Source organism: Amycolatopsis sp. NPDC058986, from assembly GCF_042741125.1.
GTDB lineage: Bacteria > Actinomycetota > Actinomycetes > Mycobacteriales > Pseudonocardiaceae > Amycolatopsis.
The window spans coordinates 17,534-29,573 of record NZ_JBHYJW010000088.1 but is presented as its reverse complement, the minus strand read 5'-3'; the positions used below and the strand labels follow the sequence as shown (position 1 = coordinate 29,573).

At 69.1% G+C, this 12,040-nt stretch carries 10 protein-coding genes; 3 read left to right on the top strand and 7 right to left on the bottom strand.

The window, feature by feature from the left end:
• Positions 1 to 25: 25 nt before the first annotated feature.
• The 3 genes from ACFW0G_RS42170 (at position 26) to ACFW0G_RS42160 (ending at position 1,831) form a co-directional block, all read left to right on the top strand.
• Entirely contained in the window at positions 26 to 535 is a 510-nt protein-coding gene (locus ACFW0G_RS42170; protein ID WP_378331169.1) for a cupin domain-containing protein, read from the top strand.
• Between the two features lie 55 nt (positions 536 to 590).
• A complete protein-coding gene (locus ACFW0G_RS42165; protein ID WP_378331168.1) occupies positions 591 to 1,454 on the top strand; it encodes a LysR substrate-binding domain-containing protein in 864 nt (287 codons plus the stop codon).
• Positions 1,455 to 1,624: 170 nt separating this feature from the next.
• Positions 1,625 to 1,831 carry a hypothetical protein gene (locus ACFW0G_RS42160; RefSeq protein WP_378331167.1) on the top strand — a complete coding sequence of 69 codons (207 nt, stop codon included), beginning with the start codon at positions 1,625 to 1,627 and terminating at the stop codon, positions 1,829 to 1,831.
• Between the two features lie 38 nt (positions 1,832 to 1,869).
• On the opposite strand, the gene ACFW0G_RS42155 is transcribed toward ACFW0G_RS42160, so the two are convergent.
• From ACFW0G_RS42155 to ACFW0G_RS42125, 7 genes are all read right to left on the bottom strand, one after another.
• Positions 1,870 to 2,787, bottom strand: coding sequence for a hypothetical protein (locus tag ACFW0G_RS42155; RefSeq protein WP_378331166.1), 918 nt, complete (start codon positions 2,785 to 2,787; stop codon positions 1,870 to 1,872).
• A 9-nt stretch (positions 2,788 to 2,796) separates the two neighbouring features.
• Positions 2,797 to 3,408: an FMN reductase gene (locus ACFW0G_RS42150; RefSeq protein ID WP_378331165.1), complete on the bottom strand. Its 612-nt coding sequence runs from the start codon at positions 3,406 to 3,408 to the stop codon at positions 2,797 to 2,799.
• A 19-nt stretch (positions 3,409 to 3,427) separates the two neighbouring features.
• Positions 3,428 to 4,519 (bottom strand): LLM class flavin-dependent oxidoreductase, encoded by a 1,092-nt coding sequence (locus ACFW0G_RS42145; protein WP_378331164.1) that lies wholly within the window; start codon positions 4,517 to 4,519, stop codon positions 3,428 to 3,430.
• Positions 4,520 to 4,615: 96 nt separating this feature from the next.
• Positions 4,616 to 5,548: a hypothetical protein gene (locus ACFW0G_RS42140; protein WP_378331163.1), complete on the bottom strand. Its 933-nt coding sequence runs from the start codon at positions 5,546 to 5,548 to the stop codon at positions 4,616 to 4,618.
• A gap of 152 nt (positions 5,549 to 5,700) precedes the next feature.
• A complete protein-coding gene (locus tag ACFW0G_RS42135) occupies positions 5,701 to 6,966 on the bottom strand; it encodes a heparan-alpha-glucosaminide N-acetyltransferase domain-containing protein (protein WP_378331162.1) in 1,266 nt (421 codons plus the stop codon).
• Complete coding sequence (locus tag ACFW0G_RS42130; RefSeq protein ID WP_378331161.1) at positions 6,963 to 7,631, bottom strand: BPL-N domain-containing protein; 669 nt, start codon at positions 7,629 to 7,631, stop codon at positions 6,963 to 6,965. Before ACFW0G_RS42130 ends, ACFW0G_RS42135 begins: the two co-directional genes overlap by 4 nt.
• Positions 7,628 to 11,626: a Pls/PosA family non-ribosomal peptide synthetase gene (locus ACFW0G_RS42125; RefSeq protein WP_378331160.1), complete on the bottom strand. Its 3,999-nt coding sequence runs from the start codon at positions 11,624 to 11,626 to the stop codon at positions 7,628 to 7,630. Before ACFW0G_RS42125 ends, ACFW0G_RS42130 begins: the two co-directional genes overlap by 4 nt.
• Between the last annotated feature and the right edge of the window lie 414 nt (positions 11,627 to 12,040).

Below are 12,040 nucleotides of genomic sequence, written 5' to 3'. Positions count from 1 at the left end.
GGCGAACGGCGGCGCGTCGCCGTTCCTGTTCTCGCTGAGCAAGACCGCGCCGATGACCTTCGACGGCGGCACGCTGCGCGGCGCCAACAAGGACACCTTCCCGGTGCTCACCGAGGACCAGAAGGGATCCGTCTACCTCGTCCACCTCGACGTCGGCGGAATTCGCGAGCCGCATTGGCACCCGTCCGCGTGGGAGCTGAACTACATCCTTTCCGGCACGGCGAAATGGACGATGCTGGGCACCCACGGGGACGGGAGTTATCACAACTCCGCTTTCACGGCCAAGCAGGGCGACCTCGTTTTCGCGCCGCAGGGTTTCTTTCACTATTTCGAGAACGCCAGCAAGACGCAGGGGCTCGACGTGCTGGTCATCTTCAACACCAGCGTCGGCGAGCCCAGCGACGACATCGGCATCGTCGGCACGCTGAACTCGCTCCCGCGGGACGTGCTCGCGGCCACATTCGGCGTCCCCGAATCGGCATTCAAGGCAATTCCGACAAAAATCGAGCCGGTGGTGATCACCAAGCGAAAGTAGCAGTGGCTCCACGCACACTTCGTGTCCAGACGGACACTGATGGTGGTAAGCCGGAATGGTGATCGATCCGGTGCTGTTGAGGACGTTCCTCGCCGTCGCGGATTCCGGCGGGTTCAGCGAGGCGGCGCGCAGGCTGGGGCTGGGCCAGTCCACGGTCAGCCAGCACGTGCGGCGGCTGGAATCGCTGCTGGGCCGCGAGCTGTTCGTCCGCGACACGCACCGGGTCGCGCTCACCGGCGACGGCGAGGCCATGACCGGTTTCGCCCGCGACATCCTGGACCAGCAGGATCGGGCGATCCGGTACTTCGCCCGGCCGGAGCCCCGTGGCCGGATCCGGCTCGGGGTCTGCGAGGACCTCGTGCTGTCACGGCTGCCCGAGCTGCTCCGCCGGTTCCGTGGCGACCACCCGCTGGTCGACCTCGAACTGACCGTGGAGCTCAGCGGCGTGCTGCACGACCGCCTCACCGAGGGAAAACTGGATCTGACCTTCGCCAAACGCGGTCCCGACGATTCCGCCGACCTGCCGGTGTGGTCGGACTCGCTGTCCTGGGCCGGGGCTCCCGGGCTCTGTCTCGACCCGGGCGAACCTGTGCCCCTCGTGGTCTACCCGGAGCCGAGCATCACCCGGGCGCGTGCGCTGGACACCTTGCGGCGCAATGGTTTCCGCTGGCGTATCGCGTGCACCTGCACTCATCTCAACGGCCTGCGCGCCGCCGTGCTCGCCGGACTCGGCGTCGGTCTCTTCGCCACGTCGATGGTGCCGCACGGCATGGCCGTTCCGGCCGCTCCGCTCCCGGACCCCGGCAGTGTGGTGTTCGGGCTGAGCAGCCGCCGCCCGCTCACCCACGGCCCGGTCGCGGCGCTGTCCGCGTTGATTCGCGCGCATCCGTGGACGCCGCGCCCGGTGCCCGCTCACTGAGTACCCGGACAGTCCACTGTGGACGACTTCGCTGCCCGGCCGGGTCATCCGGGCAGTTTCCGGTCGAAGGTCGGGCAATGCCGGTGCCGGAAACTGGTCTCGCTCGTGGTCGTGCCGAAGACTGACCACGGCCGGGCCCCGACGCCCGCCGGAACTGGAGGAGATCGTTGATGAAGAAGCTGATCGTCGCCGGGCTACTGGGGTTCGGCGCGCTCGTGGCCACCGCGGCTCCCGCCTCGGCCGACACGTGGTCGGGGTACTGGTACACCTCCGAATTCGCGTGCAACGTGGCCGCGACCGGCGCCCAGGCCGCCGGGCACGCCGGCGCCTACTGCTGGAAAAACCCGACCGGCTACTACGAACTTTGGTACAAGTAGCGGGGAAACCGGTGCGGCTCGCACGGAGCCGCACCGGTCTAGCCGAGTTCGATGACGCGGTCGGGCACCGTGTCGAGGCTCAGCACCCGATGTCCGTGATGCACACCCGGCGGCAGGTCCATGGCGGCCCGCGCCGTCGCCGCCGCGATGACGCCGGTGCCCCGCGCTTGGGAGCGTCCGGCCGCCCAGCGCGTCCGGCCGTCCGCCGCCCTCGCCAGCGCCAGCCAGCGGTCACTGCCCGGGAAGTGCGCGCCCCGCAAGGCTTTCAGCCGTCCCAGTGGCGGAATCCAGGTCAGCGCCGCCAGGCCGGAGGTCGCCAGCCGGGAGTCGAGACCGAAGTAAGTCCGCACCGGGACGCCGAATTCCGCGGTGAGCGTGTGCTGATCGGAGAAGTCCGCGCGGTAGAGCCGCCGCCTGCCGAAGCCGGGCAGTGTGAACGCCTTCGGCCGGGTGAAGTTGCGGACGCTGCCACCGCCGGGGTCGGCGAACCGGCGGCCGAGCAGATCGTAGGTCCACGCGGTGGCGGCCACGCCGTGCCGCTCGCCCGCGCCCAGCAGCACGGCGAGATCGATCGGGCCTGGCACGGCCTGATGGGCCGCGGCGGCGAGCAATCCGGTCAGTCCCGGTGCGATCCCCACACCCACGACGACCGGCGAGGCCGGGACGAGCCGCTCCAGTTCGGCCACGTACGCCGTCGACGCCGTTATGTCCACAAAGGACATCCCGGCGTCGGTGGCGAGGATGGCCAGCCGGACGTCCTCCGCGCCGCTCGCGTTCACCACGACGTCGACTTCGGGGATCGCGGTCAGCGCGGCGCGGTAGGAGATGTCGTCGGTGAGGTCGACGGCGATGTCGGCGCGGACGGGATCGCGCCCCGCCACGAACGTCTCCCGCCCCAGCTCGGCGACGATGTGCGCGCCTACCGCGCCGTAGCCGCCGAGCACCAGGGTCCGCACCCCGCCAGACTACTGCCCGTCCGTCCCGGCGAGTAGCTGTTCGAAGGGCACGGACGCGAACGGCTCCGTGGTCTGACCTGCGGTGGGCGAGCGTCCGGCCACCATCGCCGCGAGTTCGCCGCCCGCGCGTTCGACCCGCTTCTGCAACGCGCCGAGCGCGTCCCCGCCGCCCCAATCCGACGACGCCGCGTACACCCCGGTCGGCGCCGGAGTCGCGCGCAGGTAGCCGAACAACGGCCGCAGCTGGAGATCGAGCACCAGCGAATGCCGTTCGGTACCACCTGTCGCACCGAGCAGCACCGGCTTGCCTTCGAGCACAACCTGGTCGAGGACGTCGAAGAAGGATTTGAACAGACCGCTATACGACGCGGTGAACACCGGTGTGACCACGATCAGCCCGTCGGCCCGCTCCACCGTGTCGATCGCGGCCCGTAGTTTCGGGCTGGGAAAGCCGGTGAGCAGGTTGTTCGTGACGTCGACGGCGAAATCGCGGAGTTCGATCACCTCGACGGCGGCCTCGCCCAGCGTGGTCACCGTCGCGGCGGCGAGCCGGTCCGCGAGCAGCCTGCTCGACGAGGGCTGGCTGAGCCCGGCGGTGACCACAGCGAGTGTGCGTGTCATGACTTGACCTCTTTCCGAGTTACGCCAGTGCCTTTTCGGCTTCGCGCGCGGCCTTGAGCGAGGCGTGCGTCGGCGCCTCGGGGACGTGCTCCGGGCGCCGGGCGTCGAACTCCTTGCGCAGCACCGGAAGCACGTGCTCGCCGAGCAGGTCGAGCTGTTCCAGCACGGTGTCGAGCGGGAGGCCGGCGTGGTCCATCAGGAACAGCTGGCGCTGGTAGTCGCCGAAGTGCTCGCGGAAGCTCAGCGTCTTGTCGATCACCTGCTGCGGGCTGCCGACGGTCAGCGGCGTCTGCTCGGTGAACTCCTCCAGCGACGGCCCGTGCCCGTACACCGGCGCGTTGTCGAAGTACGGCCGGAACTCGCGCACCGCGTCCTGGGAGTTGGGCCGCATGAACAGCTGCCCGCCGAGCCCGACGATCGCCTGGTCGGCCTTGCCGTGCCCGTAGTGCTCGTACCGCTCGCGGTAGAGCTCGATCAGGCGCTGGAAGTGCTCCTTCGGCCAGAAGATGTGGTTGGCGAAGAAGCCGTCGCCGTAGTAGGCGGCCTGCTCGGCGATCTCCGGGCTGCGGATCGACCCGTGCCAGACGAACGGCGGCACGTCGTCGAGCGGCCGCGGCGTCGAGGTGAAGCCCTGCAGCGGCGTGCGGAACTTGCCGGACCAGTCGACGACGTCCTCGCGCCACAACCGGTGCAGCAGGTGGTAGTTCTCGATGGCCAGCGGGATGCCCTGCCGGATGTCCTGGCCGAACCAGGGGTAGACCGGCCCGGTGTTGCCGCGGCCCATCATCAGGTCGACGCGGCCGTCGGCCAGGTGCTGGAGCATCGCGAAGTCCTCGGCGATCTTCACCGGGTCGTTCGTGGTGATCAGCGTGGTCGAGGTGGAGAGGACGATCTTCTCGGTCCGTGCCGCGATGTAGCCGAGCATCGTCGTCGGCGAGGACGGCACGAACGGCGGATTGTGGTGCTCACCGGTGGCGAAGACGTCGAGGCCGATCTCCTCGGCCTTGAGCGCGATGCGGACCATCGCCTTGATCCGCTCGTGCTCCGAGGGTGTGGTGCCGGTGGCCGGGTCGGTCGTGACGTCGCCCACCGTGAAGATCCCGAACTGCATGACCCGCTCCTTCCATCTACTTGAGCGCTCAACTGTAATCGCGCAAGAGATATTCCGGAGCGTGGGGCCGGTCACCGGGACCGGCCCCGGCCGCGATCAGGCGGTGCAGTTCTTCTGGGCGTCGGTGCGGACCTTCGCGCCGGTGAACTCCTGCAGGATCGCGAGGTTCTCCGGGGCGTAGTTGGTCGCGGTGATCTTGTCGGCGTCGGGGCTGCCCAGCTTGCCGGTGTAGGGCGCCGACTTCTCCAGCCAGTAGGCCGACCGCAGGAACTGGGTCAGGACCAGCTCGCGCAGCTTCGGCTCGTTCTTGATCTGGGTCCAGTACGCGGGGTGCTTGTCCTTGGCCACTCGCAGGTAGAGCAGCAGGTACCGCAGGTTGGTGGCGACGATGTCGCGGGCGTTGCTGGCCCCGACACCCTTGATGTACTCCTGCAGCACGGTCACCGCGGGCAGTCCGGTCAGCCCGGCGTTCAGTTCCGCCGTCACGCCCTGGAGGTGATAGCTGCCCTGGGTGCTGTCACGCAGGTAGATGCCGTCCATGGAGTCGCTGAGCCGATCCTTGATCAGCGGCAGGATCTCCTTGCGGGGGAAGCCGTCGTGCAGCGGGATCTTCAGGTCCTGCCGGGAGGCGTTGATCCAGGCCGCGGTGTACTGGTTCCACGTGGTCCGCGCCCCGTCGAGGTCCCACATGTGGGTTTCCTCGTGGATGGCCACCATCATCGACTCGGCGAACGACTCGAAGCTGTTCTTCTGGACGAACTGGTCCCAGTACTTGTCCTTGGCCTGCGCGACCGCCAGTGCCTGCCCGCTGGGCCAGCGCCGCTGGTACACGGCCTGGAGGGTCGGCATCCAGTTCGAGGCGGAGAACCTCGCCCTGAGATCACTCACGTCCGCGGTGGGATTCGACGGTTCCTCGTAGCAGTACGGCGCGGCGGGTTCCGGGACAGGTGTTGCTGCGGCGGCGGTTCCCGCCATCGGCGCCAGCGCGAGGAGCACTGTCGCCAGGGACAGGACACGGATGCGGCTCACGGGGACCTCGGTTTCCGAGCGGACGTGCGCTGGGGGGACCGGGGCCGCCGCTCTCGTCGTCGTCTCGGTGGAGCGTATTGACCGCCGTTACCGCCGCACTAATCCCATTTCGCCATAACATCCCGTGATCCCCGGTCCCGTCATGCGCGGAACTACCGGTCGGGTGACTTGGCCGGTTCGGGAACGCGGAGGACGGTCACCGCGTTGATCGGCGGCGGCGGGCCGTCGGGCACGCGAGGGCCCGAAGACCGGGTGACCAGACGACGTACCCGGGTGCACAGGAACGAGACGAGCGCCTCCAACGGTCCCTTGCCCGCCGTGGCCCGCCAGGCGAGGCCGATCAGGAGCACCGCGCACACCTGGAGGAAGTACCCGACCACGGCGTCGTAGGTGTCGTAGTCGGAGTTGATGAACATGACGTGCACGGTGTACAGCGTCAGCGTCATGCTTCCCGCCGCGGCCAGCGGCGCCAGCACGATCCGCACGACGCGCCGGACGTGCCGTTGCGTGACGTGTCCCAGCAGCAGCAACGCGCCGAGCAGCGCGACCGCCGTGCCCGTCGTGCCGACCAGATCCGGCGGGGTACTGGTGTGCGGGGAGTCCACCGCGAGCCACCACCACGATTCCGGCGGCACCGTGCCGTCCGCGCCGAAGCGCAGCACGTCCGCCGTTTCCGCCGTCGTCAGGAAGCTTTCCTTCTGCGCCAGCCAGATGTGCAGCAGTCCGCCCCAGCGGTTGAGCAGCAGCGAGGACACCACCGCCGCGCTCACCGCCATCACCACCCCGGACGTCAGCAGCGCGGCCGCGACCTTCACGCTCGACAGCTTCAGCCTGCCGATCACGATCCCCGCGGCCAGATACGGCAACCACGACAGCGCCGGGTATTCGCCGGTGAGCGTCAGCTCGGACAGCAGCGAGAGCGGATGCTCGAAGAGGTAGCTCCAGGTCGGATTGAGCAGCGTCGGCTTCGGCAGATGCGGCAGCCAGTAGTGCATCAGCACCGGAACGCCGCCCGCGAGCGCGGCGCCGACGACCCCGACCAGCCACGTCGGCAGGAACACCAGCGGAATCGCGAGCAGGAACATCACGCCGTAGTAGGGCAGGATCACCGCGGCGATCGACGCGTCGGTGTAGCCGAGCACGAGCCCGACGACCGCGATCGCCAGCGCGCGGGTCACGAGCGCCGCGATCTGGCCGCGCGCGTCGGCGGCGCCCACCCGGCGGCGTCCGGTCAGGAACGCGATCGTCACGCCGGCCAGGACAGCGAACGCCGCCGCGGCCCGGCCGCCGAAGATCGTGAACGACAGTGTCGGCGCGCCGGACTCGGTCGATTCGTACAGCGAGTGCACGGCCATCATGCCGACGAGCGCGATCCCGCGGGTCGCGTCGATCGCGACCAGCCGTTTCCGTTCGCTCACCGCGCCATCACCGCGTCGACGAGCGCCTGCCCGAGTTTCGTGCCCGAACGCCACGGCACCGAGAGCCCGGCGTCGGTGAACCAGTCGCGGGTCGCCTCCGGATGCGGGCCGACGACGCCGACCTTGCCTGAGCCGAACGGCGTCACGACCGCCGCGATCTCGCCGTTGGAGTACCGGGCGACCACGTTGGCCTTCGCGCCGTCCTTGAGCCAGAAGTACGGCCCGTCCTGGAAGAACAGCTTGCGACGGCGGAACATCCCCCAGCGCACCTTCACCAGCGTGTTGCCGTCGTGCTCGACAGTCGCGCCGTCGGATTCGATGTACTGGTCGGTGTCGCCCGGCAGCAGGCCGAAACCCGGTGTCGCACCGGCGAGATAGCCGCCGAGGCAGAATCCGAGATACGCGCCGCCTTCGGAGACGAAGTCGCGAATCACCTCGCGCCGGTTCTTCAGATGCGGATAGGAGTCCTCCAGCGTCCCGCCGCCCGGCTGGGCGTAGAGCGCCGCCTCCTCCAGCGATTTGCGCTTCAGCGGGACGTCCCCGCCGGGCCCGGCGTACTGGACCCGGAAGCCGTGCCTGCTCGACCGCAACAACTCCGCGACCGCCTCCGGGCAGCCCTCCGTCGTCGCCGGGCCGCGATACACCAGCGCCAATGGCTTGCTCACGAAGCACCTGCCTCGGCCATCGTGACGACGCCTTGGGCGGGGATGCCGCGCCATCGTGTCCCGTCCGGCAGTTGCTCGCCCTTCATCAGCAGCGACAACGACCCCAGTGAGGTTTCCTTGCCCACGACGGCGTCGTAGAGCACGATCGCGCGGGTCCCGATGGTCGCGCCGGCTTCCACGGTCACGTACGACATCTTCATCACCCGGTCCTCGAACAAGTGTGTTTGCAGGGAACTCTCCGTGCCGACGGTCGCGTCGTCGCGGACGCGGACCAGGTCGAACTCGGTGAGATAAGTGGTCCCGATCCAGGTCCGGCGGCCGATGTCCGCGCCGAACCAGCGCAGGATCGGCGGCAGGAACGGTGTCCCGACGAGCATGCCGACCCCGGCGGGCACCGCGGCCGCCTCGTACAACCCGGTGGTGAATTCCGCGTAGCGCACGAACTTGCTCCACAACGGCTCCACCCGCGGCCGGTACACACCGACCAGATTCCGTTTCGTCGCCGCGCAGTACCCGATGGTCGCCAGGCCGACGGCGATCGCGACCAGCGGCGACACCAGCGCGGGAATGTAGAGGTAGTTGCCCTGCGCCAGATCCGACAGGATCGTCAGGTAGAGATAGAAGCTCAGGCCGAGCACGGTCGCTGGCAGCGTCGCGCGGAAGAACTCGATCATCAGCCGGTGTGCCACCACCTTGCGCGGCGGCGAGAACGTCTGGTCCTCGGCGAAGTTCCCGCTGTCCTGCCGCTGGGGCAGGTGGATGGCGGGCGAGCCCAGCCACGACGTGTCGTCCGGGACCCCGTCGTACGGCGGCACCGTGCTGACCCCGACCAGCGAGCCGTCACCCATGCTCGACCCGGCCGGGACGAACGCCGCGTTGCCGACGAACGCGCGGCTGCCGATCTCGGTCGGCAGCAACGCGATCCGGCCGTTGGCGAACGTCGCGCAGCCGACGCTGGCCATGTCCGCGACGAAGCTCTCCTTGCCCAGCGTCAGCAGATCCGGGTCGATGTGGCCCGCGGTCGACACCTCGGCGCGATCCCCGACCCGCGCCCCGAGCAGCCGCAGCCAGGGCACCGTGTAGAGCGTGGCGTACAGCGAGTTCGTGAACGTCAGGCTCATCTCCAGCAGCTTGTCGGAGATCCACTTCCGCACGCCGAGCATCGAGCGCACCGGGAAAACCCCGACCGGCGCCGTCCGCAGCACCATCCGCTTGCCCAGCGCCACGACCACACACACGGTCAGCACGAACACCGGCCCGGCGAAGATCGTCGCGAGCACCCCTGCCAGCACGCCCCAGCCCAGCAGCGCCCACCACACCAGCGCGACACCCGGCACGATCATCGCGATCGCCAGGAACTCCAGCCAGATCAGCCCGAGCACCGCGGCACCGAGGTGCCGCGGCCTCCAGCCGCCCATGTCGCCGCGCGCGTCGAGCATCACCTCGGCCGCGGGCTCCAGCGACGTCGTCGGCTGCGCGGGAGACCCGGACCAGCGGTCACCCGCCGGGACGATCTCCTCCTGCCCCAGCACCGACTGCTCCCCGACCGCGGCCCATTCGCCGACGGTGGTGCCGGGTTCCAGCACGGCGTTCGCCCCGACGAAGGCACCGTCGGCAATGGTGATCGGGGCGACCGTCACCCAGCCGTCCTCGACCCGCCACGGCCGCAGCACCGCGCCGTAGCCGAGGGAGACGTCGTGTCCGATGTGGACCATCGAGGGCAGGCTCACCGAACTGGTCGCGATGGTGCTGTGCCTGCCCACCCGCGCACCGAGAACCCGCAGGTAGAGCGCCATCATCGGGGATCCGGACAACACCGGGAGCGGGCCGATCGCCAGCAACATGTCCAGCGTCCACAGCCGCAGGTACGTGGGCCCCCACAACCGGTACCGGCCCGGTTTGATACCGAGGGAAAGCGGGCGCGCCACCAGCGGCGGCACGATCCAGCGCACGCCGAGATAGCTGACCAGGATGGCGACCAGCAGCTGCACCAGCACGCGGACCGAGACCTGGCCGTCGTTCTGGGTGTACACATAGGACACTGGCAGGCAGATGACCAGCAGGAGCAGGTAGATCGCGACGAGCTGGGCCCCGCCCGCCGCGGCGATCCGCCGTCCGCTGTGCCGGATCGGCGCCGGGCGCGGCGCCGCCGTGCCGACCTGCTCGGCCGCCCCCAGCTGCGCGGACAACGCGCGCACGGTCGGGTTGGCGTACAGATCCCGCACCGCCACCGAAGCACCGATCTCCATCGAGCGCAGCTTCGAGACGACCTGGGCGGCCAGCAGCGAATGCCCGCCGAGATCGGCGAAGAAGTCCGCCTCGACCGAAAGCTGCTCCGGTTCCAGCCCGAACACCCCGGCCCACGCCGCCCGGACGCGGGTTTCCAGCTCGCCCTCGGCCTCGACCACCGGGCCGGTGCTCGCGGTGAGCCGCTTGCACTGGGGAAACGGCAGTTTCGGCCGGTCGACCTTGCCACTGGGCATCATCGGCAGCCCGGGCAGTTCGTCGAGGTAGGCGGGCACCATGTAGGCGGGCAACCGTTTCCGCATGTCCTCGTGCAGGCGGTGGACGAGTTCCTCGCGGCTCTCCCCGGCACCTTCCTCACCACGGACGATGTAGCCGACGAGTTCCTTGGCGGCGTCGGCCGGTTCCGGCGGGGCGATCAACGCGACCACCGCCTCGGCCACCGCGGGGTCGGCGAGCAGCACACTCTCGATCTCGCCGAGATCGACGCGGTAGCCCCGGATCTTGACCTCGGCGTCCGCGCGGCCCAGGTATTCGATTTCCCCGTCTTCGGTATAGCGGCCGAGGTCGCCCGTGCGGTACAGCCTGCCGCCGTCGCGCGCGAGCGGATGCGGGAAGAACTTGTCGGCGGTCAGCTCGGGACGTCCCACGTACCCGCGGGCGACGCCGGGTCCGCCGAGGCAGATTTCGCCGACCTCGCCGAAGGGGACCGGGTTCCGGTCTTCGCCGAGGATCAGCGCCGAGTAGGTGGGCAGTGGTTTCCCGATCGTCACCGGCCTGCCCGGCAGCAGCTCGCCCCAGGTCGCGGTCACGGTGGCCTCGGTCGGGCCATAGGTGTTGAGGATCCGCCGGTAGGGCTTGGCCCAGCGCTCGACGAGCTGCTGCGGACAGGCCTCGCCGCCGACGAGCAGCTTGCGGATGCCCGGCAGCTCACGCGGCAGGGTCGCCAGCAGCGTCGGAACGCAGTAGAGCGTGGTGATCCGCTTGTCCTCGAGGAAGTCCGCGAGTTCGGCGCCGAGCCTGCGCGAGTCCGTCGGACCCGCCACCAGCGTGGCGCCGACCGCCCAGGTCGGCCAGATCTCCTCGATCGAGAAGTCGAACGAGATCGTCATGCCCTGGTACACCCGGTCTTCCGGCCGCACGTCATACACCGCCGGGACGACGTCGAGGAAGTTGCAGATGCTCGACTGCCCGACCTCCACCCCCTTCGGCCTGCCGCTGGAGCCGGAGGTGTAGATCACATAGGCGGCCGGATCCTCACCCGGATCGGGCTCCGGGCGGATGTCCGGCGCGGCGGCCAGCTCGTCGGCGGCGAGGTCGAGCACGAGCAGCTCGACGCCTGCCGCCGTGGCGTCGCCGGCGTTCTCCGCCAGCTCGGACGAGGTGATCAGCAGATCCACCGCGGAGTCACCGGCGATGTAGGCCACCCGGTCCGGCGGCGAGGCCGGGTCGATCGGCACGAACGCCGCACCCGCCTTACCCACCGCCAGCAACGCCGCGTAGGTGTCGAACCCCCTCCGCAGCAGAATCGCCACCCGGCACCCGCCCGCGACACCCCTCCCGCGCAGCACGTGAGCGAGCCGGTTCGCGCGGGCGTCCAGCCCGGCGTAACTCAGCGCATCCTCCTCGTGCTCCACAGCGATCGCCCCCGGTACCCGGTCCGCAGTGGCCTCGAACACGTGATGCAGACGTCGTTCCCGAGCCGGGGTGGCGGCACCGCGCGCCCCGGCGATGGTCTCCAGTGTCGTCACGCCACGCCCACAGGAAACTCATAGAAATAAAGCACGAAAATCCCCTTAGCCACGGTCAAGTCGCCGTCATCGGATTGACTACACGGATGTCGGCGATTTCATACGAAGGCGTTACAGTCAGCCAACCACAGATTCGTCCTGGCAGCCAAGCACTCCAGGCAAACTCTTCTCAAACTACGAGAACATCCTTGCACGCTGCGCTGACGGCATGTCGTGATTTTCCTACCAGCCAAGAACTCGCCGGTTTCGCACCATTCGACCAATCCGCGAACATGACGGCCCCGAACACGTCAGACGTCCCCTTTCCCCCTGCCGATTACCGGCGCCATGATCATCACCCGGGAGTGTCTGTGAAATTCACATGAAAGCGCACAAAGACGTGTTCAACCAAACATGAACAAGTTTCGTAACACC

Coding starts and splice junctions, on each gene's coding strand:
- ACFW0G_RS42165 (WP_378331168.1), top strand. CDS start 591: ATGGTGATCGATCCGGTGCTGTTGAGGACGTTCCTCGCCGTCGCGGAT.
- ACFW0G_RS42160 (WP_378331167.1), top strand. CDS start 1,625: ATGAAGAAGCTGATCGTCGCCGGGCTACTGGGGTTCGGCGCGCTCGTG.
- ACFW0G_RS42150 (WP_378331165.1), bottom strand. CDS start 3,408: ATGACACGCACACTCGCTGTGGTCACCGCCGGGCTCAGCCAGCCCTCG.
- ACFW0G_RS42145 (WP_378331164.1), bottom strand. CDS start 4,519: ATGCAGTTCGGGATCTTCACGGTGGGCGACGTCACGACCGACCCGGCC.